Source organism: Microbacterium xylanilyticum, from assembly GCF_054654695.1.
The window spans coordinates 2914496-2939184 of the sequence record NZ_BAAIEN010000002.1; the positions used below are offsets into that span (position 1 = coordinate 2914496).

The 24689-nt window shown below is 71.0% G+C and carries 29 protein-coding genes, 2 tRNA genes and 1 riboswitch; of the genes, 14 read left to right on the top strand and 17 right to left on the bottom strand.

The window, feature by feature from the left end:
• Window positions 1–136 precede the first annotated feature (136 nt).
• From ACYQ1L_RS14575 to ACYQ1L_RS14585, 3 genes are all read left to right on the top strand, one after another.
• Window positions 137–991 carry a LuxR C-terminal-related transcriptional regulator gene (locus ACYQ1L_RS14575; protein WP_460004793.1) on the top strand — a complete coding sequence of 285 codons (855 nt, stop codon included), beginning with the start codon at window positions 137–139 and terminating at the stop codon, window positions 989–991.
• A 58-nt stretch (window positions 992–1049) separates the two neighbouring features.
• Window positions 1050–1115, top strand: a riboswitch (guanidine-III (ykkC-III) riboswitch).
• A gap of 11 nt (window positions 1116–1126) precedes the next feature.
• Complete coding sequence (locus tag ACYQ1L_RS14580; RefSeq protein WP_460004794.1) at window positions 1127–1453, top strand: DMT family transporter; 327 nt, start codon at window positions 1127–1129, stop codon at window positions 1451–1453.
• Window positions 1454–1507: 54 nt separating this feature from the next.
• Window positions 1508–1852 carry a histone-like nucleoid-structuring protein Lsr2 gene (locus tag ACYQ1L_RS14585; protein WP_460004795.1) on the top strand — a complete coding sequence of 115 codons (345 nt, stop codon included), beginning with the start codon at window positions 1508–1510 and terminating at the stop codon, window positions 1850–1852.
• 271 nt (window positions 1853–2123) lie between these two features.
• On the opposite strand, the gene ACYQ1L_RS14590 is transcribed toward ACYQ1L_RS14585, so the two are convergent.
• The 5 genes from ACYQ1L_RS14590 to ACYQ1L_RS14610 all read right to left on the bottom strand — a co-directional run bounded on the left by ACYQ1L_RS14590 (window position 2124) and on the right by ACYQ1L_RS14610 (window position 5879).
• Window positions 2124–2197, bottom strand: a tRNA-Arg gene (locus ACYQ1L_RS14590).
• Between the two features lie 33 nt (window positions 2198–2230).
• Window positions 2231–2728, bottom strand: a complete 498-nt coding sequence (locus ACYQ1L_RS14595; RefSeq protein WP_159575312.1) for an HNH endonuclease — start codon at window positions 2726–2728, stop codon at window positions 2231–2233.
• A 295-nt stretch (window positions 2729–3023) separates the two neighbouring features.
• A complete protein-coding gene (locus ACYQ1L_RS14600) occupies window positions 3024–3863 on the bottom strand; it encodes a M23 family metallopeptidase (RefSeq protein WP_460004796.1) in 840 nt (279 codons plus the stop codon).
• A gap of 262 nt (window positions 3864–4125) precedes the next feature.
• Window positions 4126–4935 (bottom strand): M23 family metallopeptidase, encoded by an 810-nt coding sequence (locus ACYQ1L_RS14605; protein ID WP_460004797.1) that lies wholly within the window; start codon window positions 4933–4935, stop codon window positions 4126–4128.
• A gap of 251 nt (window positions 4936–5186) precedes the next feature.
• Window positions 5187–5879 carry an iron-dependent transcriptional repressor DtxR gene (locus ACYQ1L_RS14610; RefSeq protein ID WP_460004798.1) on the bottom strand — a complete coding sequence of 231 codons (693 nt, stop codon included), beginning with the start codon at window positions 5877–5879 and terminating at the stop codon, window positions 5187–5189.
• Window positions 5880–6053: 174 nt separating this feature from the next.
• On the opposite strand from ACYQ1L_RS14610, the gene serC reads away from it, so the two are divergent.
• A complete protein-coding gene (serC, locus tag ACYQ1L_RS14615) occupies window positions 6054–7166 on the top strand; it encodes a phosphoserine transaminase (RefSeq protein WP_460004799.1) in 1113 nt (370 codons plus the stop codon).
• Between the two features lie 73 nt (window positions 7167–7239).
• Here serC and ACYQ1L_RS14620 read toward each other — a convergent pair whose 3' ends face one another.
• Window positions 7240–7977 carry a DUF3027 domain-containing protein gene (locus ACYQ1L_RS14620; RefSeq protein WP_460004800.1) on the bottom strand — a complete coding sequence of 246 codons (738 nt, stop codon included), beginning with the start codon at window positions 7975–7977 and terminating at the stop codon, window positions 7240–7242.
• The gene (locus ACYQ1L_RS14625; protein ID WP_159575307.1) at window positions 7970–8350 is read right to left on the bottom strand and encodes a cold-shock protein; all 381 of its coding nucleotides are present in this window, start codon (window positions 8348–8350) and stop codon (window positions 7970–7972) included. The genes ACYQ1L_RS14620 and ACYQ1L_RS14625 overlap by 8 nt, the downstream gene beginning before the upstream one ends.
• Window positions 8351–8464: 114 nt before the next feature.
• Between ACYQ1L_RS14625 and ACYQ1L_RS14630 the strand changes: the two genes are divergently transcribed.
• From ACYQ1L_RS14630 to ACYQ1L_RS14640, 3 genes are all read left to right on the top strand, one after another.
• Window positions 8465–8740 carry a multidrug ABC transporter ATPase gene (locus ACYQ1L_RS14630; protein WP_159575306.1) on the top strand — a complete coding sequence of 92 codons (276 nt, stop codon included), beginning with the start codon at window positions 8465–8467 and terminating at the stop codon, window positions 8738–8740.
• Window positions 8741–8761: 21 nt separating this feature from the next.
• Window positions 8762–10555, top strand: a complete 1794-nt coding sequence (locus tag ACYQ1L_RS14635) for a helicase-associated domain-containing protein (protein ID WP_460004801.1) — start codon at window positions 8762–8764, stop codon at window positions 10553–10555.
• Window positions 10556–10621: 66 nt separating this feature from the next.
• A complete protein-coding gene (locus ACYQ1L_RS14640; RefSeq protein WP_460004802.1) occupies window positions 10622–12265 on the top strand; it encodes a DNA repair helicase XPB in 1644 nt (547 codons plus the stop codon).
• Window positions 12266–12292: 27 nt separating this feature from the next.
• On the opposite strand, the gene ACYQ1L_RS14645 is transcribed toward ACYQ1L_RS14640, so the two are convergent.
• Both ACYQ1L_RS14645 and ACYQ1L_RS14650 read right to left on the bottom strand, forming a co-directional pair.
• Window positions 12293–12550: an alpha/beta fold hydrolase gene (locus ACYQ1L_RS14645; RefSeq protein WP_460004803.1), complete on the bottom strand. Its 258-nt coding sequence runs from the start codon at window positions 12548–12550 to the stop codon at window positions 12293–12295.
• Complete coding sequence (locus ACYQ1L_RS14650; protein ID WP_460004804.1) at window positions 12523–13194, bottom strand: alpha/beta fold hydrolase; 672 nt, start codon at window positions 13192–13194, stop codon at window positions 12523–12525. The genes ACYQ1L_RS14645 and ACYQ1L_RS14650 overlap by 28 nt, the downstream gene beginning before the upstream one ends.
• Before the next feature lie 106 nt (window positions 13195–13300).
• On the opposite strand from ACYQ1L_RS14650, the gene ACYQ1L_RS14655 reads away from it, so the two are divergent.
• Entirely contained in the window at window positions 13301–13837 is a 537-nt protein-coding gene (locus ACYQ1L_RS14655) for a TetR/AcrR family transcriptional regulator (RefSeq protein ID WP_460004805.1), read from the top strand.
• Window positions 13838–13893: 56 nt separating this feature from the next.
• On the opposite strand, the gene ACYQ1L_RS14660 is transcribed toward ACYQ1L_RS14655, so the two are convergent.
• A complete protein-coding gene (locus ACYQ1L_RS14660; RefSeq protein WP_460004806.1) occupies window positions 13894–14028 on the bottom strand; it encodes a hypothetical protein in 135 nt (44 codons plus the stop codon).
• A 74-nt stretch (window positions 14029–14102) separates the two neighbouring features.
• On the bottom strand, window positions 14103–14696 hold the full coding sequence (locus ACYQ1L_RS14665) for an NADPH-dependent FMN reductase (protein ID WP_460004807.1): 594 nt from the start codon (window positions 14694–14696) through the stop codon (window positions 14103–14105).
• 88 nt (window positions 14697–14784) lie between these two features.
• Here ACYQ1L_RS14665 and ACYQ1L_RS14670 point away from each other — a divergent pair, with 88 nt between their 5' ends.
• The 3 genes from ACYQ1L_RS14670 (at window position 14785) to ACYQ1L_RS14680 (ending at window position 17619) form a co-directional block, all read left to right on the top strand.
• Window positions 14785–15477 carry a response regulator transcription factor gene (locus ACYQ1L_RS14670; protein WP_159575299.1) on the top strand — a complete coding sequence of 231 codons (693 nt, stop codon included), beginning with the start codon at window positions 14785–14787 and terminating at the stop codon, window positions 15475–15477.
• A gap of 3 nt (window positions 15478–15480) precedes the next feature.
• Entirely contained in the window at window positions 15481–17190 is a 1710-nt protein-coding gene (locus ACYQ1L_RS14675; RefSeq protein ID WP_460004808.1) for a sensor histidine kinase, read from the top strand.
• A 141-nt stretch (window positions 17191–17331) separates the two neighbouring features.
• Entirely contained in the window at window positions 17332–17619 is a 288-nt protein-coding gene (locus tag ACYQ1L_RS14680) for a WXG100 family type VII secretion target (RefSeq protein ID WP_460004809.1), read from the top strand.
• A gap of 95 nt (window positions 17620–17714) precedes the next feature.
• Here ACYQ1L_RS14680 and groL read toward each other — a convergent pair whose 3' ends face one another.
• The 3 genes from groL to ACYQ1L_RS14695 all read right to left on the bottom strand — a co-directional run bounded on the left by groL (window position 17715) and on the right by ACYQ1L_RS14695 (window position 20387).
• Complete coding sequence (gene groL, locus ACYQ1L_RS14685; protein ID WP_159575296.1) at window positions 17715–19334, bottom strand: chaperonin GroEL; 1620 nt, start codon at window positions 19332–19334, stop codon at window positions 17715–17717.
• Window positions 19335–19452: 118 nt separating this feature from the next.
• Window positions 19453–20058: a LytR C-terminal domain-containing protein gene (locus ACYQ1L_RS14690; protein WP_460004810.1), complete on the bottom strand. Its 606-nt coding sequence runs from the start codon at window positions 20056–20058 to the stop codon at window positions 19453–19455.
• Between the two features lie 71 nt (window positions 20059–20129).
• Complete coding sequence (locus ACYQ1L_RS14695; RefSeq protein ID WP_159575294.1) at window positions 20130–20387, bottom strand: DUF3263 domain-containing protein; 258 nt, start codon at window positions 20385–20387, stop codon at window positions 20130–20132.
• Window positions 20388–20494: 107 nt separating this feature from the next.
• Here ACYQ1L_RS14695 and msrB point away from each other — a divergent pair, with 107 nt between their 5' ends.
• Window positions 20495–20911, top strand: coding sequence for a peptide-methionine (R)-S-oxide reductase MsrB (msrB, locus tag ACYQ1L_RS14700; protein WP_460004811.1), 417 nt, complete (start codon window positions 20495–20497; stop codon window positions 20909–20911).
• Window positions 20908–21441, top strand: a complete 534-nt coding sequence (locus ACYQ1L_RS14705; RefSeq protein ID WP_460004812.1) for a nitroreductase family protein — start codon at window positions 20908–20910, stop codon at window positions 21439–21441. Before msrB ends, ACYQ1L_RS14705 begins: the two co-directional genes overlap by 4 nt.
• A gap of 146 nt (window positions 21442–21587) precedes the next feature.
• On the opposite strand, the gene ACYQ1L_RS14710 is transcribed toward ACYQ1L_RS14705, so the two are convergent.
• Window positions 21588–22562 (bottom strand): DMT family transporter, encoded by a 975-nt coding sequence (locus tag ACYQ1L_RS14710; protein WP_460004813.1) that lies wholly within the window; start codon window positions 22560–22562, stop codon window positions 21588–21590.
• Window positions 22563–22647: 85 nt separating this feature from the next.
• On the opposite strand from ACYQ1L_RS14710, the gene ACYQ1L_RS14715 reads away from it, so the two are divergent.
• Entirely contained in the window at window positions 22648–23280 is a 633-nt protein-coding gene (locus tag ACYQ1L_RS14715) for an SOS response-associated peptidase family protein (RefSeq protein ID WP_460004814.1), read from the top strand.
• Window positions 23281–23305: 25 nt separating this feature from the next.
• On the opposite strand, the gene ACYQ1L_RS14720 is transcribed toward ACYQ1L_RS14715, so the two are convergent.
• Window positions 23306–23378 (bottom strand) — tRNA-Thr (locus tag ACYQ1L_RS14720).
• A gap of 80 nt (window positions 23379–23458) precedes the next feature.
• Window positions 23459–24418 (bottom strand): DsbA family protein, encoded by a 960-nt coding sequence (locus tag ACYQ1L_RS14725; RefSeq protein WP_460004815.1) that lies wholly within the window; start codon window positions 24416–24418, stop codon window positions 23459–23461.
• Between the last annotated feature and the right edge of the window lie 271 nt (window positions 24419–24689).

Here is a 24689-nt window from a genome sequence, read left to right on the forward strand (position 1 = left end):
CGCGTCAGTGGACTCGGACACGGGGCCTCCTTGCCTCATATCGGTTTCCGCGGCGCGCGCCGATGCGCGCCGGGGTGATACCGTCGACGCTACGAAAGGCGGGGACGCGGACGTCACCCCCGGAAGTTGGTAGCCGGTGAACACCTTCGAGACACTCGGATCCGATGCGGATCTCGTCGCGCAGGCCGTGCGCGAGCTGATCCGCCGCACCCGATTCCCGGTGGCGTTCGGCGGGCTGCTGTCGCGCGGTGAGGTGCCGGTCACGTCGATCGTCGGCTCGCGCACCCGCAGCCTCGAGGGCCTGTGCGTGCAGCCGCAGCGGGGTCTCGGCGGGCGCGCGATGACCGAGCTGCGCCCGCGCATGACGCATGACTACGGCGCGTCCCGGCAGATCACGCACGACTACGACGGGTTCGTGCTCGGCGAGGGACTGCGCACCCTGCTGGCGATCCCGGTGGTCGTCGCGGGCCGTCCGCGCGGGGTCCTGTATGCCGGAGCGTGGGACGGGCCTCCGGCGGGCGGCGTCGCGACGGCACCCGCCATGCAGATCGCCGAGGAGCTCGCGAGCGAACTGCGCATCCGCGAAGAGGTGGAGCGCCGCCTGCGGACGGCGACCGCGCCCTCCCCCGCGCCGTCGCTGAGCCCCGCGCACCGCGAGGAGCTGCGGGAGAGCTTCGCGGAGCTGCGCTCCGTAGCCGCCCTCGTGGAGGATCAGGCGGTGCGCGCGCGTCTCGGCGACATCGAGCGCCGGCTGCTGGCGCTCTCCTCGCCGGCGACCGTGCCGAGCGCCTCGGACGTGCACCTGTCCCGCCGTGAGATCGACGTGCTCGCGTGCGCCGCGCTCGGTCTGACCAACGCTCAGGTCGCGGAGGAGCTGGGGCTGCGCGAATCCACGGTGAAGGCGTACCTCGGCACCGCGATGGCCAAGCTCGATGCGCCGACCCGGCACGCGGCCGTGGCACGCGCCCGGCGCGACGGACTCATCCCCTGATCGCCGAACGGGAGCACGGCTCTGCCCTGCTCCTGCTCAGGCGCGCCCGGTATCCTCGGAACAGCGCGCTCGCGCACCCGGACGAGGCGGGCCAGTACCCGGACAGCGAAAAGACCGGCTCTCAGGAGGCCCGCCATGGCGTGGATCGTGCTCATCATCTCGGGAATGTGCGAAGCCGTGTGGGCGACCGCGCTCGGCAAGTCGGAAGGCTTCACCCGGCTCTGGCCCAGCGTCGTGTTCGTCGTCGGTCTCGCCGCGTCCATGTTCGGGCTCGGGTGGGCGATGCGCGACATCCCGACGGCGACCGCCTATGCCGTCTGGGTGGGGATCGGCGCCGCACTCACGGTCGTCTGGGCCATGATCACCGGCGATTCCGATGTCTCCTGGATCCGGATCCTGCTCATCCTCGGATTGGTCGGCTGCATTGTCGGATTGAAACTCATCGATCATGGCCATTCATGACATTCCGCATTCGAATGATTGCCAGGCGCATTTCCTGCCCGTAGGTTTATCGCCATGGCACGCAAAATCGTTCATCAGCTCGTCGACGACATCGACGGTTCGGTTCTCGAGGTCGGAGAAGGCGAGACGGTGCATTTCTCGCTCGACGGCTCGGCATATGAGATCGACCTGACCAGCGCACACGCGGCGGAACTGCGCGAGGCGCTCGCACCGTACATCTCCTCCGGACGTCGCACGCAGCGCGCCGGGAACGCACGTCCGGCTGCGGCATCCAAGCGCCCGAACCGCAACCCGGAGACCGCATCGATCCGCGCCTGGGCCGGTGAGAACGGCTACAAGCTCTCCGAGCGCGGCCGCATCCCCGCCGACGTGATCGAGGCCTACCGCGCCGCGCACTGAACCCGACTCGCGACAAAGAGAGGGATCACTCGGAAGAGTGGTCCCTCTCTTCGTCGTCGAGGTGCGGCGATTGAACGGTCCGTGCGAGTAGGCGGGTTCGGGATCCGATCCTTGATCGGGTCCCTTCGAGGCTGGTTGCGTGCCCTCGCGTCCCCAGACGCTTGTCCACACGTCGCATTCGCGACGCGCGGAGCCTCTGCGCTGGGGCCCCTGCCTGTCGAGGGTGAAAGAGGTGAAAGGGCCGCCCATCCGGGCGACCCCTTCCACCTCGTGCCCTCGACAGGATTCGAACCTGCGACCTGCCCTTTAGGAGAGGGCTGCTCTATCCAGCTGAGCTACGAAGGCGCAAATGCCAGTCTATCGACCGCCCGTGACGCCCTACGCCGCCATCGCCAGATAGGGCTCCCAGCTGGGGTCGCTGCGCTCGGATCCGCGCACGGTCCATCCGGTCCCCCGCGGCGGCCCCGGCGTCAGACGCAGCTCCCAGCCCATCTCCTGCGGCGTGCGATCGCTCTTCACGTTGTTGCAGCGCAGGCAGCACGCGACGAGGTTCTCCCAGGAGTTCTTCCCTCCACGCGAGCGCGGCAGCACGTGGTCGATGGTGGACGCCGCCTTCCCGCAGTATCCGCAGCGGTTGCCGTCACGCCGAAGCACCCCGCGTCGCGTCACGGGGGCGTGCCGCGCCCTGGGCATTCGCACATAGCGGCTGAGCACGATCACGGCGGGCCGGTCGAAGCGTCCGCTCGCCGCCCAGACGGGATCGTCGTCGACGCATTCGACGACGGAGGCCTTCTTGTTCATCACCAGCACGAGAGCGCGTCGGAACGACACGACGGCGAGCGGTTCGTACCCTGCGTTGAGCACCAGTGTGCGCATCCTGCATCCCTTCGATCCGCCCGGGATGGCTTCCCGGGCTCTCGACCGTGCGCAGGCGGAGGGTCCGCTGGAAATGAGAACGGCGCTGTCTACGAGAGACAGCGCCGTGAGCGCACGGGGACTCCGTGCAGATCCAGCGGGCAATGCCGAAGGACGAGGCGACCGAGTGCATCCGTGGTTCGGATGGCCGGTATTCGTCCCATCGTGTTCCTCCGCCCTTGCGACGACGGGATCAGGCTAACCCATCGGGGCGCGACGACACGGAGAACTTCCGGTGAACGGCGTCCGTGTCGGGTCAGAGGACGTTGGCCTCGAGCCACGCGAGCGGGTCGATCTCGGTGTTGTTGATGAGCACCTCGAAGTGCAGGCAGGATCCGGACACCCAGCCGGTGGCGCCCACGTCGCCGATGTACTGCCCCGCCGTGACGCACTGGCCGGCGGAGACCGCTCGGTAGCTCATGTGACCGTACAGCGTCGAGAGCGCGCCGGAGGCGCTCAGCGCCGGATGGGAGATCTCGATCGTCTCGCCGTAGCCGCCGTAGCTGCCCTGGGAGATGGTGACGCAGCCGTCGGCGATCGCGTAGATCGGGGTGCCGACCGGAGCGGCGAAGTCCTGCCCCATGTGGCTGCGGCCACTGCGAGCGGCGCCGAAGCCGTCGCTCAAGGTGTAGCTGCCGGCCACCATCGGGTAGATGACCTGTCCGGGCTGCGCGATGGACGGCATGCTGGTGCGGACCGAGGCGGTCATGGCCGAGGCCGAGGCGAGCGCCGCGGCCTTCGCGGCCTCGAGGGCCTTCGCCTCTTCGGCCGCTTTCTTCTGCGCGATCTCGTCGGGCGTCGTGGCGGTGAACTGCTCGCGGGCGGTGGGCGCCTGCGTGGCCTCCGAGGCGACGACGATCGACTGCGCGTTGTGAGCGGCGAGCTGCTGCGCCGTCGCGGGCGATGCACCGGCCGAGGCGGGCGCGCCCGTGGCCAGCGCCGGGAGGGCGATCGCCGTGACCAGCGCACCCACGGCGGCGAGGATGGCCACCGTGCGGATGGGCCGCACCACGGATCGTGCGACGGATGCCGACGTCGTGCTCCGGGTCGAGCGCGCCAGGTCGGACTTCGAGGTTTCTTCCAGTTCTCCAGCCACAGGGCTTTCCTCCAGGCCTCGGCGCCGTGCGCCGGCTCGTCCGCATTCGCGCACGACGTCCTGCATCGTGCTCAGGGTAACCGTGACGGTGACGAACCGGGAGGCTTCCGCCGCGGCGATCGTCGGCGGGCTTCTCGCCGACGACCTCCCCGACGTTACCCGATCGTGATGATCCTGTCACCCCTGAATTCACAGGAAGGCCCCCGGCTGTTCACCCGGGAGCGCTTCCGCCGCGAGCCGGAGCGCGACCGATGCGACCGGATCAGCCGGCGTTCGCCGCGAGCCAGGGCTCGGGGTCGATGACCGATCCGCCGATGCGCACCTCGAAGTGCAGGTGGGAGCCGTAGGAGTTGCCGGTGTTGCCGACGAGGCCGATCAGCTGGCCCGCCTGCACCTGGTCGCCGGCCTCCACCATGCGGCTGCCGTAGACCATGTGCGCGTACCGGGTCTCCACCATGGTGCCGTTGAGCTCGCTCATGATCATGATCGAGACGCCATAGCCGCCGATGCTCTCGGCGGACGCTGACACCGTGCCCGCCGCCGCCGCGTAGATCGGGGTCCCTTCGGGCGCGATCATGTCCCAGCCCTCGTGGCCGCGGCCGGATCCCGGTCCCTCGCCGGGGGTGAAGCTCGTCAGGGGGTAGCGCACGGCGCCCGAACCCGGGGCGACCAGGGCCAGCCCCGCCGTCGACGGACGGGAGGCGGACACGGTCGCCGCGGCGGCGGCACGTGCAGCGGCAGCCGCCTCGGCCTTCTGCTTCTCGATCTCGTCGGGGGTGGTGGCGGTGAACTGCTCGCGCGCGCTCGGCGCCTGCGTCGCGTCGGACGCGACCACGATCGACTGCGCGTTGTCCGCGGCCAGCTGCTCGGTGGTCACGGGGCCGGCATCGGCGGGCGCGGCGGCCGAGGCGAAGGCCGGGAGGGCGATGGCGGCCACCAGCGCGCCGACAGCTCCGAGGGTGGCGACGGCGCGAATCGGACGCACGAGCGCGACCGAGAGGGGATGCCCCGGGGTGCGGTTCGACGGGGCCGGGGGCAGCGCGCCGGTGGGCTCGATCGTGGTGTCAGGCAAGGTCTGTCCTCCGGCCTCTGCGCGCTCGCGCCGGTCCGTCGTCGTCTGCTCTGTCCGTCAGATGCGGACGCACGTCTGCCCACGACGGCGACGGGCCGATGAGGCGAGCGTCGTGGACTCCGTCGACGAGTCGGGGACGACGGGCGCTATCGACGCTACCGGGAAGTCACGGACCCGTCACATCGGCCTGGGATCCGCTGAACGCCGATTTCCCGCGGATCCGCCGATCGCCGCACAGCGGACGTTCAGGCTCAGGCGACGAGGAAGATGTGCGACGCGAGCTCGACGGGCAGCTCGAGCCCCTCGTCCTGCCCGTCCACCTCGATGAGGACGTATCCCTCGTTGAAGCGGAACCGGCCGCGCGCCCCCGGGACGACGCCGGCATCACGCAGCTGCTCCAGCAGCTCCGGATCCACCTGCGCCGGCTCGGCCAGACGGCGCACGGTGCCCTCGGTCGGCACGCCGGCGGTGTTCATGTGCTCGACGAGACCGATCACGCCCTCGTCGAAGGTGCGCGCCGGGGTGCCGCCGAGCTGATCCAACCCGGGGATCGGGTTGCCGTACGGCGACTCGGTGGGATAGCCGAGCAGCTCGACGAGGCGGCGCTCCACCTGCTCGCTCATGACGTGCTCCCAGCGGCAGGCCTCTTCGTGCACGTAGGCCCAGTCCAGCCCGATCACGTCCGACAGCAGCCGCTCCGCGAGGCGGTGCTTGCGCATCACGTCCACGGCCTTGCGGCGCCCGGCCTCGGTGAGCTCCAGCCGGCGGTCCTCGGAGACCACCACGAGGCCGTCGCGCTCCATCCGCCCGACCGTCTGCGACACCGTGGGGCCGGAGTGCCCGAGGCGCTCGGAGATGCGGGCGCGCAGCGGGACGATGTTCTCCTCCTCGAGTTCGAGGATGGTGCGGAGGTACATCTCCGTGGTGTCGATCAGATCGGCCATGGATCCCCCTGGGTGATGGTGCTGCGGATGCAGGAGCTGCTGTTAGGCAAGCCTACCTTCTGCGGATGAGCACCGGCTCTGCCGGGCGGCGCCAGGACACCGCCGCCTCGGAGGGCACGTCGTGCGGCGTCACACGGGAAGGGCCGCCCCCGCGCGCACACCTAGAATCTGTGCATGGCGATCGAGATTCCCCGCGAACTTCTGCCCGTCGACGGCCGCTTCGGATGCGGCCCGTCCAAGATCCGCCCGGAGCAGGTGAGCGCCCTCGCGGCCGTGGGATCGAGCCTGCTGGGCACGTCGCACCGGCAGGCCCCCGTGAAGAACCTCGTCCGCAGTGTCCGCGAGGGCCTGTCGTCGCTGTTCCGTCTTCCGGAGGGCTACGAGATCATCCTCGGCAACGGCGGATCCACGGCGTTCTGGGACGCCGCCGCGTTCGGCCTCATCGAGAACCGCGCCCAGAACCTCGTCTCGGGCGAGTTCGGCGGCAAGTTCGCCAAGGCCGCGGCCGCGCCGTGGCTGCAGGCGCCCGACGTTCGCAACGCGGAGCCGGGCTCGCGCGCCGAGGCCGAGGTGGTCGAGGGCGTGGACGTCTACGCCTGGCCGCACAACGAGACCTCGACGGGCGTCGCCTCGCCGATCCGCCGCGTCGCCGCCGACGGCGCGCTCACCGTGATCGACGCGACGAGTGCGGCCGGCGGCATCGACCTCGATGTCACCGAGACGGACGTGTACTACTTCGCGCCGCAGAAGAATCTCGGATCCGACGGCGGGCTCTGGTTCGCGGCGGTCTCGCCGGCCGCGATCGAGCGCATCGAGCGCATCGCCGCCTCCGGTCGGTACATCCCGGAATTCCTCAGCCTGAAGAACGCGCTCGACAACTCCCGCCTCGAGCAGACGCTGAACACCCCCGCACTGACCACCCTGCACCTCCTCGACTCGCAGCTGCAGTGGATCAACGGCAACGGGGGCCTCGCCTGGGCCGCCGCACGCACCAGCGAGTCCTCGCAGGAGCTGTACCGCTGGGCCGAGGCGAGCGCGGTCGCGACGCCGTTCGTGACGAATGCGGCCGACCGGTCCCCCGTGGTCGCCACCATCGACTTCGATGAGTCCGTCGACGCCGCCGCTGTGGCCAAGACGCTGCGCGCCAACGGCATCGTCGACACCGAGCCGTACCGCAAGCTCGGGCGCAACCAGCTGCGCATCGCGACGTTCGTCTCGATCGAGCCCGACGACGTGCGCCAGCTGATCCGCTCGATCGACTACGTGCTGGAGCACCGCGAGGCGTGACGCGCGCAGATCGGACATGAGAAAGGGCGCCTCCCGCAGGGGCGCCCTTTCTCATGTCCGCACGGCCGGAGGATCACTCCTCCTCTGCTGCGTCGTCCTCGTCGTCTTCGTCGTCCTCGTCGCCTTCATCGTCCGCGTCGTCGTCGTCCTCATCGCCGTGCTGCTCGTCAGCCGCGTCGCCCTCCCTGGAGGCGGAGTCGTCGAGCTCGTCGATGTCGACGCCGTCCAGGTCCCCGGCGTGCAGCCGCGGCCGGGCGGTTTCCTCGTCGTCTTCGAGCTCGTCGTCTTCGAGGTCGTCGGCGTCGACGTCGTCGACGTCCGCGTCCTCCTCGAGCTCGTCGGCATCCTCCGACTCCCCGTCGGACGGGTCGTGCTGCGCGGTCGCGGCGAGCTCCGCCTGATGCGCGCGGTACTCCGCGAGGCGCTCCGCCCAGGGGACCCACTCCGGCGCGAGCAGCGCGCCCTCACCCGGCAGCAGCTCGGCTTCCAGGACGGTCGGCTCCTCGTCGCCGACCTGGGCGACAGACACGGTCCAGTACCAGCCCGGATAGCCGCCGAGCCGGTTCTCGAAGCGCAGCGAGATCACGCCGTCCGCTTCGGGCAGGTAGCCCGCGGGAGGTCCCACCGTCGCCGGAGGGGTGATCTCGTGCAGCGCGGCGAGCGCCAGGTCACGCGCACCGAGCAGCCGTTCGTTCGGAAGCGGCACGTCGAGCGGCTCCTCGGCGGCGACCGCGACCTCCACGGCCGGCGCCACGGCGTCCGGCTGCGGCGCCGGAGCCGACTCGACCGCGTCGGGGCCGGTCTCAGGCATCGAAGTCCTCGGCCACGTTGCGCAGCACGGCGGCGATCTTGCGGCCGTGGCTGGACGACGGGTAGCGGCCGCGACGCAGGTCGCCGCCGATGCCGTCGAGGAGCTTGACGAGGTCCTCGACGATCACGGCCATGTCGTCCGCGGGCTTGCGCTTCGCCTTCGCGAGGCTCACCGGCGCCTCCAGCACGCGCACGGAGAGCGCCTGGAGTCCGCGCTTGCCGTCGGCCACACCGAATTCGACGCGGGTGCCGGCCTTCACCGTGGACCCGGCGGGGAGGGACGTGGCGTGCAGGAAGACGTCCTGGCCGTCATCGGTGGTGATGAAGCCGAAACCCTTCTCGTCGTCGTAGAACCTGACCTTGCCGGTGGGCATTCCAGAAACCTCGCTGCATCGTTCGGGGAAGAAGGATCCGGCGGGACCCTCTCGGTGCGCGGGGGAACCCGCACACACCAGCCTACCCGTCGTCGAGCGGGTAGGCTGGTGGGGATGAGCACTCGGCCGCCAGCCCCCGAACCGGAGATCCGCGGGATCGATCGGTTCCTGACATTCGGCTCGCTGACGCTCGCGGCCCTGTCGGTGCTGTGCTTCTTCACCATCATCCTCGGCACCGCCTTCGGCATGAAGCAGGCCGACTTCACGCACGGCGCCTGGCCGATCGTGGGGGTCTTCCCGTTCTGGGGCCTGCCGATCGCGTTCCTCATGATCGTCGTGCTGCTCATCATGAGCTTCGTGCGGAGAGGCCGCGCAGCCCGGCGTTCCTGACGCCCTGCGAGCTGTTCTCCCATGAGCACCCACGCGCGCCCTCTCGCCGAGGCGCTGTCCGCGCGCACCGACGAGCAGCTCGCCGCGCTGTTCCGTCAGCGCGACGTGCGACCCGACGCGTCATGGAACGACTTCTTCGACGCTGCGGAAGCGCTGCTGGATCCCGCCTCGATCGCGAAGATCCTCCCCCGGCTCACCCGTGCGCAGGCCTCGGGACTCCTCGACGCGGCGACGGGGGCCGATGCGGGCGCCGCGGCGGACGCTCTGCGCGCGCTCGCCCTGCTGCCGGCCTCGGGTGGCCCGCTGCCGCCCTCGGTCGCGGCCGCGGTCGCGGGGCGCACCATCCCGCCGACGGAGGCGCCCGACGCGCCCCAGGAGGCGGAAGAGCCCGCCGTCGCCCGGGCCGCCGAACGCGCCTTCACCACGGTCGCGACCCTCGCCGACACCCTGCTGCTGGCCGAGGAGGGTCCGCTCCCGCTGCTCGCCGCAGGCACGGTGGGACTGTCCGAGAAGCGCCGCCTCGTCGAGCGCGGGCTGCCCGACGACGCGGCGCTCCTCGACGATGTCCTCGCCCTCGGCATCGGCGCGGGCCTGCTGCGGCCCATCGACCGCAGTCTGCACCTTTCCGAGGACGGCGCCGCCTGGCTGCGACTGGCCGGCCTCGAGCGCTGGGCCCGGCTGGTCGCGGGCTTCCGGGCTGCGCTGCCCGAGGCGCTGCGCACGTCGGAGGGCGGCTGGATCCCGCTGCCCTCCTGGCGGGACGAGCACCCGTGGGACCCGGCATGGGGCGACCGCGCCGACGCGCTGATCCGGCAGGCCCGGCTGCTGGGTCTCGTCGCCGGCGGCTCTGAGGCCGCGCCCGGAGCCCCGCACGCGGAGACCGCCGCCGAAGGCACCTTCGCGGAGACGCCGTGGGCGCGCGCCCCGCGGCTCGGCGCCGACCCGGAGCCGGATGCGCTCAGCGCCTACGTGCCGGCCGAGGTCGACCGGATCTTCCTGCAGAACGACCTCACCGCGATCGCGCCGGGACCGCTCCTGCCCGCCCTGGACCTGCGCCTGCGCGGGATGGCGGCGCGCGAGTCGGCCAGCCAGGCGTCCTCCTACCGCTTCACGGCCGACTCCCTGAGCCGTGCCCTCTCCGCCGGCGAGACCGAGGAGGGCGTGCTGGCCTTCCTCGAGGGCATCTCCCTCACCGGTGTGCCGCAGCCGCTGCGCTACCTGCTGACGCAGAGCGCCGGCCGGCACGGCCAGGTGCAGGTCGGCACGGATCCCGAGACCGGCCGCACGCGCGTGCGCAGCGCGGACGAGCACCTGCTGCGCGCGATCGACGTGGATCAGGCCCTGCGCCCGCTCGGGCTCGTCCGGGAGACGGCGGCCGACGGTGCGACCTCGCTGACCACCCGCGTGAACCGCGACACCGTGTTCTGGGCGCTCACCGACGAGCACTACCCGGCGGCGCTGGTCGACGCCGGCGGCGCGGTGGAGCGCCCCGTGCGCACCACCGCGGCGAGCGCGCCCGCTGCTCCCGATGACCGGGCGCGCTACGCGGCGCTCATCGCCCGGCTCCGCGAGGCGCGGGAGGAGAACGCGGACGCGGCCTGGCTGGAGCGCGAGCTCGAGCACGCGGCGAAGCAGCGCGCCGTGCTGGCCGTCGAGGTCGCTATGCCAGACGGCACCACGCGCGAACTGGTGCTCGAGGTGACCGGCTTCGGCGGCGGGCGCCTGCGCGGACGCGATCGGGCGAGCGACGTCGAACGCACTCTCCCGATCCGCTCCATCCTCGCCACCCGCGCGCTCGAGAACCCGGGCACCTGAGGCGGCTTCGGGGCGGGCACGCCCGTCCGCCCGTCCCGGCACCGGCGACCGGTAGACTGGTTCGCTATGTCTGATGGCCCGCTGATCGTCCAGAGCGACCGCACCGTGCTGCTCGAGGTCGCACATGCCGACGCCGAGAGCGCCCGGCACGAGCTCGCGATCTTCGCCGAGCTGGAGCGCGCGCCCGAGCACATCCACACCTACCGGATCACCCGGCTCGGCCTTTGGAACGCCCGGGCCGCCGGGCACACCGCGGACGACATGCTCGAGACCCTGGACCGCTGGTCGCGCTTCCCCGTGCCGCCGTCGGTGTCGGTCGACATCCGCGAGACCGTGAATCGCTACGGCCGCCTCGTCATCGAACGCGACGAGGAGGGCGCCCTCATCCTCCGTTCCACGGATCCGGCCGTGCTCACTCAGGTGGCGGGCAACAAGCGGATCCAGCCCCTGCTCATCGGGCACCCGTCCCCCGACACCTATGCCGTGGACGCCTGGGCGCGCGGCCAGATCAAGCAGGAGCTGCTGAAGATCGGCTGGCCCGCTGAGGACCTCGCCGGCTACACCCCCGGCACGCCGCACGAGATCACCCTGGCCGAGGACGGCTGGACGATGCGCCCCTACCAGCAGCAGGCCGTCGACGCGTTCGCGAAGGACGGATCCGGCGTCGTGGTGCTCCCCTGCGGTGCCGGCAAGACCATCGTCGGCGCCGGCGCGATGGCCGCCACGAAGACGACCACGCTGATCCTCGTGACGAACGCCGTCTCCGCCCGGCAGTGGCGCGACGAGCTCATCAAGCGCACCAGCCTCACCCCCGAGGAGATCGGCGAGTACTCGGGGCAGGTGAAGGAGGTCAAGCCGGTCACGATCGCGACCTACCAGATCCTCACGGCGAAGCGGAAGGGGCAGTACGCGCACATGAGCCTGCTCGACGAGATGGACTGGGGCCTCGTGGTCTACGACGAGGTGCACCTGCTGCCCGCCCCGGTGTTCAAGCTCACCGCCGACCTGCAGGCACGGCGCCGGATCGGCCTCACCGCGACGCTCGTGCGCGAGGACGGCCGCGAGGGCGACGTGTTCAGTCTCATCGGCCCCAAGCGCTTCGACGCACCCTGGAAGCAGATCGAGGCGCAGGGCTTCATCTCCCCCGCCGCCTGCTACGAGGTGCGCGTCGATCTGCCGCCGGATGAGCGGCTCGAGTACGCGGCCGCCACCGACGACGAGCGCTACCGCCTGGCGGCGACGGCGCCGGCCAAGATCACCGCGGTGCGCGAGCTCATCGCGAAGCACGCCGGCGAGCGGATCCTCGTGATCGGGCAGTACCTCGACCAGCTCGAGGAGCTGTCCGCGGCGCTCGACGCGCCGTCCATCACCGGTGCCACGCCGGTGGACGAGCGCGAGGAGCTGTACCGGCAGTTCCGCGAGGGCGAGATCGAGCTGCTGGTGGTGTCGAAGGTCGCGAACTTCTCGATCGATCTTCCCGAGGCGTCGGTCGCGATCCAGGTCTCCGGATCCTTCGGCTCCCGCCAGGAGGAGGCGCAGCGCCTGGGCCGGCTGCTGCGGCCGAAGCAGTCCGGCCACACCGCGAGCTTCTACACGCTCATCGCGCGCGACACCGTCGACCAGGACTACGCGCAGAACCGGCAGCGCTTCCTCGCGGAGCAGGGCTACAGCTACACGATCATGGACGCGCACGAGCTCGAGGCCGCCTGAGCGCACCCGCGGGCCCGCAGGCCGCGTTCAGCCCTCGCGACTGAACCAGTCCAGCGCGAGACGCGCCACGTCGTCTGGCGCATCATCGGTGAGGAAGTGGGCGGCATCGTCGACGAACGCCAGCTCGAACCGGTCGGCGTGCTGGGCATGGTCGCGGCAGATGCGGCGAACCGTCGCCTCGGCGAAGGGTCCGTCCCGGTCGCCGAACACGCACAGCATCGGCGGGTGCAGCCGCATCCGCTTGTAGACGCCGCTCATCAGCCGCATCGAGACGGGGACGACCATCCCGCGATACAGCGCGGCGACCGCGCGCTCGATCTCCGGCCGTTCGTGGACGCGGAGATACGCGTCGATCGTCGCGTCGCCCATCGGCTGCGCCACGTAGCGTCGCGGAACAGGTATCGCAGCGACCGCCCCGGACGATGCAGGAGCAGAGCCGGCATGTGCCCGAACGCGGGGATGACCTTCGGGCTGAACTCCATGAATCCCGGCGGCACGGCGACCTGGACGATCGCGCGCATGCGCTCCGGGCTGCGATAGGCGAGCTGCATCCCCGAGATCGCGCCCATGTCGTGGCAGAGGAAGAACGCGCGTTCCACACCGAGCGCATCGAGCACAGCCTCGACGTCGTCGAGCTGCGACTCGGCGCGGAAGCGCGGATCGTCGGCCTCGGTCCACCCGGAGCCACGCAGATCCGGGCAGATCACGCGGTAACCGTGCGCGGCGATCGCGGGTGCGATCTCCCGCCACTGCCACCAGTGCATCGGGAAGCCGTGCACTGCCACCACGGCCTCCCCCTGACCGATCGTCGCGACGTGGGTGCGCAGCCCTGCGGTCTCGACGATCGCGTGCTCGAAGCCGTCCGCGTCGGGAAGCGGCGGCGACCATCGGCGACCGACGGATCCTTCTGAAGACACCGGAATGCCCATGGTGAGACCTCCTCGTCGCACCTCGCGGGCCGCGCCGGCCCGGGATCCGATTTTACTACGTTCATAGTAAATAGTCACTACGAAGATAGTGTTCTACGCTCATCCCATGAGCAGCACCCGCAACCGCGCCCTCGACGCGGCGGTCGCCCTGATCGGGACCGAGGGCATCCGGGCCCTCACACACGGCCGAGTGGATGCGGCCGCCTCGCTCCCCGCCGGATCGACCTCGAACCACTTCCGGACCAGGGCGGCGCTCGTCGCGGGCGTGGTCGAATGGCTGGCCCAGCAGGAGCGCAGCGACGGAGGCGCGCCCGATCCGCACAGCCGGGACGAGCTGGTGGATCTGCTCTGCCGCATGGCGGCGGCGCAGGCGGGGCCGCTCGCCTCCCGCACGCGGGCGAGGTACGCGCTGTTCCTCGAAGCCGACGCCGACGCGATCCGGCCGTTGCGCGAGCAGCGGCTCGGCATGGAGGCATGGATCCGCAGCGTGCTCACCGACCTCGGAGGCGAGGCGGCGGCGCGGAACACGCCGTTCCTGATGGCGGCGTGCGATGGCGCCCTTCTGCATCGACTCACCGTCGATCCCGATGTGCGGATCGACGACGTCATCGCCCGCGCCGTGGACGCGGCACTCGGGCGCTGACGCTCGATCATCGAGGCGAGCAGGGCGCAGACGGCCCCCCCCCGGACCGCCCGCGATCAGAGGCGCGGCTGCTCCCCCGGCTTCAGCCCGCAGCGCCAGCAGGGAACGGCGAGATCGTCGAGCAGCGCCCCGCATTCGGGGCACACCCTCGACAGCCAGCAGACGGCGTCGCCTCCGTCCTCATCCTCCATGCACGGGATGCTATCGCCCGGTCAGGTGGTAGGGATCCGGCCTGACGGATCCCCCTGCACGAGTCCCCGACGGCTCAGCTCTGCGGGATGACCGTGAGCACGCGCGCCGTGTACTCCGCGAAGGCGGTCATGAACTGGCGAAGGAAGTCCTCGGTGCCGGCATTGGTGACGTTCCCCTCGTCGTCGACGAGGCCCGGCGTGTAGTGGATGTACGCCTCAGGCGAGGTCATCTGCCGCGCATTCAGGAAGCTCAGCATGCTGCGCAGCGACTGCTGCCCCACGGCGGTGCCGATCGCCCCTGCCGAGGCGCCGATCACACCGACGGGCTTGTGCTCCCATACGTTCTGCCCCCAGGGCCGGCTGCCCCAGTCGATCGCGTTCTTCAGCGGTCCCGGCAGCGAGCGGTTGTACTCGGGCGTGACGAACAGCAGCGCGTCCGCGCTCGCGACGGCGTCCTTGAAATCCAGCGCGACCTCGGGATAGTCGGCATCGTGGTCACGGTTGTAGAGCGGCAGGTCGGCGTAGGAGATCTCGAAGAACTCGAAGCCCTCCGGCGCCAGGTGCGTCAGCGCATTCGCCAGACGGCGGTTGATGGATTCACGGGACAGGCTGCCGATGATCACGCCGACGCGGTACGGCGGCTCGTGCTCGATGATGTCGATCTTCATGCGTTCACTCTGCACCCCCGCGCTCCGCTTCGCCAGGGAATAGGCCGCAATCAGCCCGAACACCGATCCGGTCACCATAATGGGGGGCATGACTGAAGCGCGCATCCTGGTCGTCGACGACGAACCCAACATCCGCGATGTCCTCTCCACGGGCCTGAGCTTCGCCGGCTTCTCGGTGAAGACGGTGGCCAACGGTGCGGCCACCATCTCCGCCGTGCTCGAGGAGGAGCCGGACCTGATCATCCTCGACGTGATGCTGCCCGACATGAACGGCTTCAGCGTGACCAAGCGCCTGCGCGGCGCCGGATTCACCGCGCCGATCCTCTTCCTCACCGCGAAGGACGACACCGAGGACAAGATCGAGGGTCTCAACGCCGGGGGCGACGACTACGTCACCAAGCCGTTCGCTCTGGACGAGATCGTCGCCCGCGCCCAGGCGATCCTGCGACGCACGATGCAGGCGGATGAGGAGTCGGTGATCCGCGCCGGCGAGCTGTCGATGGATCAGGACACCCACGACGTCTTCGTCGGATCCACCCCGATCGAACTCAGCCCCACCGAGTTCAAGCTGCTGCGCTACCTCATGCTCAACCCCAACCGGGTGCTGTCGAAGGCCCAGATCCTCGACCACGTCTGGGAGTACGACTTCAACGGCGACGCCGGCATCGTGGAGAGCTACATCTCCTACCTGCGCCGCAAGATCGATCCGCACACCGAAGAGCCCGTCATCCAGACCAAGCGCGGCTTCGGCTACATGCTCAAAGTGGGGAAGACCGCGTAGCGGATGGGCGAGGCCGACGCGATCACGCGGTGGTGGCGCCGGATCAGCCTTCGCGCGAAGGTGACCGGCGTCACCGTCGGCGTGCTCGCGCTGGGACTCGTGGTGACCGGCATCGGGACGATGCCGATCCTGCGCAACCTCCTCATCGACAACGTCGAGTCGCAGCTGCCCACCCTCGTCACCAGCGACCTCGCGACGATCACGCCGAACAAGGACACCGGCGGCTTCAGCGCCGCACTGAAGGATGAACGCCTCGGACTGTCCGAGTACTTCGTCGCGGTGTACGACGCCCAGGGCGCGCTGATCCTCTCCGGCGGCGGAGCCCCCAAGGCGACCAAGCCCGCCTTCCCGGCCTCGTATCCGCTCGCAACGGCGACCATCGACGCCGAGCGCACCGACCCTCTCGTGCTGCACGGTGCCGACGGATCCGAGTTCCGCGCCGCGGTCGCGGTCCGTGAGGATCCGAAGACCAACATCACGTTCATCCAGGTGGTCGCCCTGTCGCTGGACGAGCCGGACCGCATCATCGCGACGTTCTTCGGGGTGTTCACGACCGTCGCCCTCGTCACGATCATCATCGCCGCGCTCGCGACCCGCGGACTGGTCACGCTCACCTTCCGCCGGCTCGGGCGCGTGGAATCCACCGCGATGGCGATCGCCGCCGGAGACTTCAGCCAGCGCCTCACCGACCTCGAGCCGACGACCGAGGTCGGCCGCCTCAACGGCGCCATCAACACGATGCTCGACCGCCTCGATGCATCGATCGCGCAGCGGGATCGATCGGTCCAGCAGATGCGCCGCTTCGTCGGCGACGCGAGTCACGAGCTGCGCACCCCGCTCGTGAGCGTGCGCGGCTACGCCGAGCTCTACCGGATGGGCGCCATCAAGGGCGACGAGGACACCGCCCGGGCGATGGACCGGATCGAGAAGGAGGCGCTGCGGATGGGCGTGCTCGTCGAGGATCTGCTCGCCCTCGCCCGCCTCGACGAGCAGCGCCAACTCACCATCGAGCCGCTCGACCTGCGTCCGCTCGCGCAGGACGCCGCACTCGACCTGCGTGCCGCCGCGCCCGAGCGCACCGTGACGGTCGTCGACACGACCGCGGAGCCGCCTGCCCCGGAGGAGCTCGAGCCCTCGGTCGCCGCCATCACGCGCCCCGCCCCGACGTCGCGGCCCGTGAACGCCCGCGCCCGCATCCCGGCCATCCTGCGCCGCCGGCCGCGCGAGGGCAGCCCGGTACCGGAGATCGACTTCTCCGAGGCGGTCGTCGCCCCCGTCTCCACCCCGCCGATCGTGCTCGGGGAGGAGAACAAGGTGCGCCAGGTCATCGCGAACCTGCTCGGCAACGCCCGGCGCTTCTCGCCGGGAGACTCTCCCATCGAGGTCGTCGTGGGGGCCGACCGGCGGCGCGGCGTGGGCTGGTTCTCGATCGTGGATCACGGCGAGGGCGTGCCGGAGCAGATCCGCGACCAGATCTTCCAGCGCTTCTGGCGCGCCGACACGTCGCGCACGCGCGACACCGGTGGCGCCGGCCTGGGCCTGGCCATCGTCGCCTCGATCGTGCAGGCGCTGAACGGCTCGGTGCAGGTCACCGAGACCCCCGGCGGAGGTGCGACGTTCACGGTCTCCCTGCCGCTCGCCCCGTCGCGGGCGACCCCCGAGCACCTGCTGCAGGACACGCAGCCCATCGAGCCGCTCGACCTGCCGCACTGACCGACCGCGGCCGGCCGGCTCTCGACGACCGGTCCGCACAGGAGACGGGGACCGCGGATACTGCACGGGATGCATGACCGCGCCGCCTGCCGCCGGCACGCGCGCCTACCGTCGGACGCATCCACCGACGAAAGGATCCCCATGTCCGTCTTCACCGTCGACACCGATGCCGTCGCCACCACGAGGCTCTCGGTGAGCGCCACCGCCGAACGGCTGCAGAGCGACGCCGCCGCCATGATGGCGCAGCTCACTCAGCTGCAGTCGTCCTGGACCGGCATCGCCTCGGCCGCCTGCCAGGACGCGGCAGAGCAGTGGCGCGGCGCCCAGGCGCACGTCGAGCAGGCGCTCGCGGCGATCGGCCAGGCGCTCGGCTCCGCAGCGCAGTTCTACGCCCAGGCGGAGAGCGACTCCACGGCGCTCTTCCACTGAGCCCCGCCGGAGCCGAGCGTGCTCGCCCGGATCCGGCGGAGACGGAGAAGACCCCCGGGACGGATCCCGGGGGTCTTCTCGAAGGGGTTCTGGACTCAGAAGTCCATGCCGCCGGACGGATCGGCCGGCATAGCCGCCGCCTTCTCCGGCTTGTCGGCGACGACCGCCTCGGTGGTGAGGAACAGGCCGGCGATCGACGCGGCGTTCTGCAGCGCCGAGCGGGTGACCTTGGCCGGGTCGATGATGCCCTGGGCGAACATGTCGCCGTACTCGCCCGTGGCCGCGTTCAGGCCCTGGCCCGCGGGGAGCTCGGAGACCTTGTGCGCCACGACGCCGGCCTCGAGGCCCGCGTTGACGGCGATCTGCTTCAGCGGCGCCTCAATGGCGACGCGGACGATGTTCGCACCGGTCGCCTCGTCGCCCTCGAGCGTCAGGCCCGCGAGCGCCTTGGCGCCCGACTGGATCAGCGCGACGCCACCACCGGGGACGATGCCCTCCTCGACGGCCGCCTTCGCGTTGCGCACGGCGTCCTCGATGCGGTGCTTGCGCTCCTTGAGCTCGACCTCGGTGGCTGCACCCGCCTTGATGACGGCGACGCCGCCGGCGAGCTTGGCGAGGCGCTCCTGCAGCTTCTCGCGGTCGTAGTCGCTGTCGGTGTTCTCGATCTCGCGACGGATCTGGGTGACACGGCCCTCGATCTGAGCCGCGTCGCCCGCGCCCTCGACGATCGTGGTCTCGTCCTTGGTGACGATGACCTTGCGGGCACGGCCGAGCTCGGCGAGCGTGGTGTTCTCGAGCTTGAGGCCGACCTCCTCGGTGATCACCGTGCCGCCGGTGAGGATCGCGATGTCCTGCAACTGGGCCTTGCGGCGGTCGCCGAAGCCCGGAGCCTTGACGGCGACGGACTTGAAGATGCCCTTGAGCTTGTTCAGCACGAGCGTCGCGAGAGCCTCGCCCTCGACGTCCTCGGCGATGATGACGAGTTCCTTGCCGTCCTGGATCACCTTGTCGACGACGGGCAGAAGGTCCTTGATGTTCGAGATCTTCTGGTTCGCGATGAGGATGTACGGGTCCTCGAAGACGGCCTCCTGGCGCTCCGGGTCCGTGACGAAGTAGGGGTTCAGGTAGCCCTTGTCGAAGCGCATGCCCTCGGTGAGCTCGAGCTCGGTGCCGAAGGTCTGCGACTCCTCGACGGTGACGACACCCTCCTTGCCGACCTTGTCGATCGCCTCGGCGATGAGCTCGCCGATGGCCGGGTCAGCGGCGGAGATGGACGCGGTCGCGGCGATCTCCTCCTTCGACTCGATCTCCTTCGCGTTGGCGAGCAGCTCGGCCGTGATGGCCGCGACGGCCTTCTCGATGCCCTTCTTCAGGCTGATCGGGTCGGCGCCGGCGGCCACGTTGCGCAGGCCCTCGCGGACGAGCGCCTGGGCCAGGACGGTGGCGGTCGTGGTGCCGTCTCCGGCGACGTCGTCGGTCTTCTTCGCGACCTCCTTGACGAGCTCCGCGCCGATCTTCTCGTACGGGTCGTCGAGCTCGATCTCCTTGGCGATGGAGACGCCGTCGTTCGTGATCGTGGGGGCGCCCCACTTCTTCTCGAGCACGACGTTGCGGCCGCGCGGGCCGAGGGTCACCTTGACCGCGTCGGCCAGGATGTTCAGGCCGCGCTCGAGGCCGCGACGGGCCTCCTCATCGAAAGCGATGATCTTTGCCATGAGTTCTGTCGTCCCTCCTGGACGTAGACGTTGGGTTTAGCACTCAGATCAGTCGAGTGCTAAACCCAGTCTGGCACTCGACCCTGGAGAGTGCAAGCTGTAACGAGCGCGTCCGCGGTCAGCCGGTCGCGCTGTCGCCCGAGGTGTCGGCGGGCGTGGGCTCGGTCGACGGGGCGTTCTTCGCGAGGTCCATGCCGAGCACCACGGTGAGCTGCTTCTGTCCGGCCACGACGTCGTCTCCGTAGCGGTCGCTCAACGCGATCTTCGTCGCACCGATGAGGTTGGCCAGCGCCTGGGCCGCCGTCTTGTCCGCCGCGGTCCGGTAGTAGATCGTGGTGGTCGGGAAGTCCTGCGCGGCGGCATCGCCCGTCACGACGGCACCGCTGGGGAAGCCCGCGTTCACAATGGTGTCGCGCGTCGCCGCCGCGAGGCCGTTCACACCCGTGGCGTTGAGGACGAACACCGCATACGTCGTGTCCAGCGCCGGTGGCGCGGAGGTCGCGGTGTGCGTCGGCACCGGTATCGGCGTGCCCTGGTCGAAGCTGATCTTGCCCATGGCCAGCATCGCGGCGAAGATGCCCACCGCGATCAGCACGGCCGTGGCGACGGCCGCCCACAGCACCACGAACCATCCGCGCATGCCGGGGTTCTCCGCACGATGGGCGCCGACACGCCCCTGCGCGTGCGGGATCACGTCGAAGCGGTCGCGGGCGGGTTCTGGCATCCCATGATGTTATCCGTCGCGCTCCGTCGGATTTCCTGAACGCCCGCCGGACGCGCCGCGTGCGGCCGATCTCAGCCGGCGGAGAGGGCGGTGCGGTCCGCCCGGCGGGCGGCGGCGCCGTCACGGATGCGGCGCAGTCGGCGCACCAGCATCGGATCCGCCGCGAGCGCCTGCTCCGAGTCGATGACGCGGTCCAGCAGCTGGTAGTACCGCGCGGGGGTCAGCTGCAGCTCTCCGCGGATCGCCTCCTCCTTGGCGCTCGAGTGGCCGGGACGGCGCGCCTCGAACTCCAGGATCACGCGCTCGCGGTCGCTGAGGAGGTCGGTCACCGCTTCAGGCTACGGCCACCGGCCGCCGCGCCCAGGGAGCCACGCCCCGGTGCTCGGCCCTCGCCGCCGTCGGAAGCGGGAGAATGGATCCGACCCCGGGAGGATCCATGTCGCACCGCGTGACCAAGACCGACGCCGAATGGCGCGCCGAGCTCGACCCGCAGCAGTACGCCGTGCTGCGAGAGGCCGCGACCGAACGCCCGTGGACGGGCGAGCTGCTCGACGAGCACCGTGCTGGCCTGTACACCTGCGGCGCGTGCGGCGCGGAGCTGTTCCGCAGCGGCACGAAGTTCGACTCGGGCTGCGGCTGGCCGAGCTTCTACGAGTCGGTGCGCCCGGAAGCGGTGGAGCTCATCGAGGACACCAGCCTCGGCATGGTGCGCACGGAGGTGCGCTGCGCCGCCTGCGGCTCGCACCTCGGGCACGTGTTCCCCGACGGCTTCGGCACCCCCACCGGCGACCGCTACTGCATGAACTCGATCGCGCTGTCCTTCCAGCCCGACGAGGGCGCCGCCGAGGCATGAGCGCCCTCGACGCCGTCCGCCGCCGCCAGTCCTGGTCCAAAGTCACCCCCGACGCGCCGTCGCGCGAGGAGCTGCTCCCGCTCGTGGCCGCCGCGGGCCGCGTCGCGGACCACTCGTCGCTGCAGCCGTGGCGCCTGATCGAGCTCCGCGGCGACGACCGGATCCGGCTCGGCGAGGCGATCTCGGCCGTGCGCGGGGATCCGGAGCCGTCGACCAAGCCGCTGCGCGCCTCGCTGCTGATCGCCGTGGTCGCGAGCTTCAGGCCGAGCGACAAGGTGCCGCGGTGGGAGCAGGAGGCCGTCGCATCGGGCGTCGCCCACATGCTCAGCCTGCTGCTCGACGAAGCCGGCTGGGGCGTCATCTGGCGCACCGGCGACTACACGCGCACCCCGGAGGTCGCCCGGCTGCACGGCCTCGGCGAGGACGAGGCCCTGCTGGGCTGGCTGTACGTCGGCGGCAAGCCCGACCGGTCCCCCGGCTCGCGCCGCACTGTGGACCCGGAGCCGCTGCTGACCCGCCTGCCGCGGTGACGCCACGGCTCCTGCCGCCCGATCCGCGCTTCTCGTCGGATCCGCGCCGCGAGAACAGGCGAACGCGGCGGAACAGGCGGATCCGACGCGCTGACGCCTGATCCCGCGTGTCCGCCTGATCCCACGCGACCGCACGACGAGTGCGGCTACCGGACCCCGCGGCGGATCCGCCAGGGCAGCGCCACGAGCACCGACAGCCCGGCGGCGAGCACCATCCCCACGACCTGCCAGAGCGCGGGCCCCGCTGCGGGCGGCCAGATCACGTCGATCACGACGGACACCACGAGCTGGCCGAGCACGGCTCCGAGGCCCATCAGCAGCACGCCCGTGCGGGCCACGATCACGACGCCGAGCAGGATGTACGCGGCGCCGAGCAGCCCGCCCAGATACAGCCACAGGTCGCCCGGGAACGTCGCGGGCAGCGGCCGGGGCGCGCCCTTGACCAGCAGGCTCACCGCCACCGACGCCGACAGCACGAGCACGCCACCGAGGAAGCTGATGTAGGTGGCGCCCAGCGGCGAGGCGATGCGCTGCCCCAGCCGTCCGTTCACCGCGGACTGGAAGGCGATCCCGGCGCCGGTGAGGAACGGCAGCACGAGCATCCACAGTGGAGCGCGGGAGAGCACGTCCCCGCCCAGCGAGAACGCGACCGCGACGAGCGCGCACAGGCCGCCGATCAGGCGCCCCGGAGTGATCGCCACCACCCCGGCCGGCCCGAAGCCGACCCGATCCAGCAGCAGGCCGTGCAGTGTCTGGCCGGCGACGACGCCGACCGTGAACAGGGCCACCCCGAGGATGCCCGCGACCAGCCCCTGCGTCGACACCGTCAGCGCCCCGCACGCCCCGCCGAGCAGCATCCACCACGGCACCCGGCCGGTGCGCACCCCCTGCCACACGCGACCGAGCGCGGCGCGGCCCGTCCGGCGGAGCAGCACGGGCGCGCTCAGCAGCACGAGGCCCACCGCGAAGGACACCCAGCCGGCGAGGACGCCGTTGTCGAGCCGCACCCCGAGCTGGCCGTTCACGCGTGCCTGGATCGCCGTCATCGCGCCGATCGCGATCGCTCCGCCGAGCGCCAGCAGGGTGCGCCCGCGAGCAGGTCTCGGGGGATGCGCGGTCACCGTCCGAGCCTACCCGCGGCGGCCGCGCGGGGCGGATCCGCTCCCCTCCGGCGCCGATGTCCGCTGCCGGAGGTACGCTCCCCTCATGTGCGCGAGCTATGGCCTGGATCCCCGGTTCAGCGATCAGCAGCTGATCGAGGAGGCCGACGACGAACTCCTGGAGGGCATCCGCGCCTGGGCGCGGCGCAACGCCGACGAGACCGTGCGCCCGACCGGCCGTCTGCTGCGCAACCTCAATCCGATCCTCGTGCCTGCGGCATCCGGCCCTGAGCTCGAGGAGGCGTGGTGGGGTTTCCTCGTCGACGGCAGGCCGTCCCGGTTCCCGTCGATCAACACGCGGTCGGAGCGGCTGCAGGAGCGCCCGGGGAGCCTGCGCGGCCGGGCGATCGTGCCGGCCACGCGGTGGTTCGAGATGCAGAAGCCCTCGCGGACGTGGCACGAGTTCGGTCTGGACGGCGCGCTGTTCGGGATGGCGGCCGTGACGCAGCGCGGCCGGGCCGAGGACGGATCCTGGTTCACCTGCTACTCGATCGTGATGCAGCCCGCACCTGAGCGGCTGGCCGGGATCCACGACCGGATGCCCGTGCTGATCCCCGCCTCGTTCGCGCACGACTGGCTGGAGGGCGAGCCCACCCGCCGGCTCATGGACGACGCGCTGCTCGCCTCGTCCGACGCGACGGGGCGCGTGCAGTCCGCCACGATGACGGCCGCGCCCTGAGCGCGGACCATCGAGGCGATGTCGGAGCCTCCTGCCGGACTCGAACCGGCCACCTGCGGTTTACAAGGCCGCTGCTCTACCAGATGAGCTAAGGAGGCGTGCGCCGGCCGTCACCGGACGGCGCGACCGCACCACAGCGTAGCAAGCCCGTCGTGGCGCGGGCACCGCCGCCGCGCGGTCAGGGCGTGGCGCTGGGGCTGGGCGTCGGCGTGACCGTCGGACCCGGCGTCCCGTAGTACGAGTCGCTCGCCACGGACAGCACGAACTGGCTGAACTCCGCCGCGTCGGTGAGGGATCCGGCGTACACCTGCCCGTTCACGACGATCGTCGGGGCGCCGCTCAGCGCGCTCTTCTTCGACCCCGGCAGCGGCCCGTCCACGGCGCGCTGCGTCGCGTCCTTCACCCAGGAGCCGTAGGTGCCGTCCTCGACGCACCCGCGCATGCCGTCGCCGTCCTTGACGCCGCTGTCGACGGCGAGCTGGATGAGCTCCTTGTCGCTCTTGCCGTCGGTGTCCTGCTTGGGCTGGTCGATCAGCAGGGCGTGGTTGTACGCGTAGAACGCGGCCGGCTGCCGCGCGGCCACGCACGCGGCCGCGGACGCCGCGCGCAGCGAGTACTTGGTGCCGTTCGAGTTGGCGGTGAGCAGCGCGACGGGATGGTACGTCACCGTGGCGGCGCCCTGATCGACCCACGTCGCCAGCTGCTTGGAGTTGGCGCGCTCGAAGTCGCTGGCCCCGGGCGACAGGTAGTCGACGTACACGTGGATGTCCACGGGGCCCGACGCCGAGGTCGGATCCGGTGTCGGCGTGGGCGTGGGCGTCCCAGTCGCGGCCCCGGCGGGAGCGGTCGGGGTGGGCGTCGACGCGGCGCGCGCGGACGCGAGCTCCTCCTTGGTCACCACGACGCCGTCGTCGTTCAGGTTCGACGGGCTGAGCGTCGGCTTCGACGCGGCCGAGACCACGGCCCAGGCCACGGCACCGCCGGCAGCCACGACCACAGCGACCGCGACGGCCGCGATGATCACGCGCCGGATCAACCGGGCGCGGGACTGCTGGGCGTTCAGCTGCTGAGCCTTCTCCCGCACGGCCGCACGCGAGTGCGAGGTCGTGGGGACGTTCGGCGTTTCGTCGCTCGACATCGTTCCTCTTGATTCCTGGGGATGGGCATCCCGGTGTCCGGCCGCCAACGGGCGCGGCACGGCACGGCTCCGATGCTAGCCAGGCAGGCTGAGAAATGCCCAGACGGGCACTGGCCGCTCCCTGCGAGATCGGGCGGCGATCGGGCGCCGATGACGCGTCGCGACACCGGGGATGGACCTGTCAGGAGCCGCATGTCATACTGAACCCGGCCCGACGGCGGGCCACGGCGGGTTCACCCTCGTCGCTTTTTCACTACGGATCGTCCGGCAC

Excerpts from the sequence above, each read along its gene's own strand:
- ACYQ1L_RS14580 (WP_460004794.1), top strand. The coding sequence starts at position 1,127 with ATGGCGTGGATCGTGCTCATCATCTCGGGAATGTGCGAAGCCGTGTGG.
- ACYQ1L_RS14585 (WP_460004795.1), top strand. The coding sequence starts at position 1,508 with ATGGCACGCAAAATCGTTCATCAGCTCGTCGACGACATCGACGGTTCG.
- ACYQ1L_RS14595 (WP_159575312.1), bottom strand. The coding sequence starts at position 2,728 with ATGCGCACACTGGTGCTCAACGCAGGGTACGAACCGCTCGCCGTCGTG.
- ACYQ1L_RS14610 (WP_460004798.1), bottom strand. The coding sequence starts at position 5,879 with ATGGCCGATCTGATCGACACCACGGAGATGTACCTCCGCACCATCCTC.
- serC (WP_460004799.1), top strand. The coding sequence starts at position 6,054 with ATGGCGATCGAGATTCCCCGCGAACTTCTGCCCGTCGACGGCCGCTTC.
- ACYQ1L_RS14620 (WP_460004800.1), bottom strand. The coding sequence starts at position 7,977 with ATGCCTGAGACCGGCCCCGACGCGGTCGAGTCGGCTCCGGCGCCGCAG.
- ACYQ1L_RS14625 (WP_159575307.1), bottom strand. The coding sequence starts at position 8,350 with ATGCCCACCGGCAAGGTCAGGTTCTACGACGACGAGAAGGGTTTCGGC.
- ACYQ1L_RS14630 (WP_159575306.1), top strand. The coding sequence starts at position 8,465 with ATGAGCACTCGGCCGCCAGCCCCCGAACCGGAGATCCGCGGGATCGAT.
- ACYQ1L_RS14635 (WP_460004801.1), top strand. The coding sequence starts at position 8,762 with ATGAGCACCCACGCGCGCCCTCTCGCCGAGGCGCTGTCCGCGCGCACC.
- ACYQ1L_RS14640 (WP_460004802.1), top strand. The coding sequence starts at position 10,622 with ATGTCTGATGGCCCGCTGATCGTCCAGAGCGACCGCACCGTGCTGCTC.
- ACYQ1L_RS14645 (WP_460004803.1), bottom strand. The coding sequence starts at position 12,550 with ATGGTCGTCCCCGTCTCGATGCGGCTGATGAGCGGCGTCTACAAGCGG.
- ACYQ1L_RS14650 (WP_460004804.1), bottom strand. The coding sequence starts at position 13,194 with ATGGGCATTCCGGTGTCTTCAGAAGGATCCGTCGGTCGCCGATGGTCG.
- ACYQ1L_RS14655 (WP_460004805.1), top strand. The coding sequence starts at position 13,301 with ATGAGCAGCACCCGCAACCGCGCCCTCGACGCGGCGGTCGCCCTGATC.
- ACYQ1L_RS14660 (WP_460004806.1), bottom strand. The coding sequence starts at position 14,028 with ATGGAGGATGAGGACGGAGGCGACGCCGTCTGCTGGCTGTCGAGGGTG.
- ACYQ1L_RS14665 (WP_460004807.1), bottom strand. The coding sequence starts at position 14,696 with ATGAAGATCGACATCATCGAGCACGAGCCGCCGTACCGCGTCGGCGTG.
- ACYQ1L_RS14670 (WP_159575299.1), top strand. The coding sequence starts at position 14,785 with ATGACTGAAGCGCGCATCCTGGTCGTCGACGACGAACCCAACATCCGC.
- ACYQ1L_RS14675 (WP_460004808.1), top strand. The coding sequence starts at position 15,481 with ATGGGCGAGGCCGACGCGATCACGCGGTGGTGGCGCCGGATCAGCCTT.
- ACYQ1L_RS14680 (WP_460004809.1), top strand. The coding sequence starts at position 17,332 with ATGTCCGTCTTCACCGTCGACACCGATGCCGTCGCCACCACGAGGCTC.
- groL (WP_159575296.1), bottom strand. The coding sequence starts at position 19,334 with ATGGCAAAGATCATCGCTTTCGATGAGGAGGCCCGTCGCGGCCTCGAG.
- ACYQ1L_RS14690 (WP_460004810.1), bottom strand. The coding sequence starts at position 20,058 with ATGCCAGAACCCGCCCGCGACCGCTTCGACGTGATCCCGCACGCGCAG.
- msrB (WP_460004811.1), top strand. The coding sequence starts at position 20,495 with ATGTCGCACCGCGTGACCAAGACCGACGCCGAATGGCGCGCCGAGCTC.
- ACYQ1L_RS14705 (WP_460004812.1), top strand. The coding sequence starts at position 20,908 with ATGAGCGCCCTCGACGCCGTCCGCCGCCGCCAGTCCTGGTCCAAAGTC.
- ACYQ1L_RS14715 (WP_460004814.1), top strand. The coding sequence starts at position 22,648 with ATGTGCGCGAGCTATGGCCTGGATCCCCGGTTCAGCGATCAGCAGCTG.
- ACYQ1L_RS14725 (WP_460004815.1), bottom strand. The coding sequence starts at position 24,418 with ATGTCGAGCGACGAAACGCCGAACGTCCCCACGACCTCGCACTCGCGT.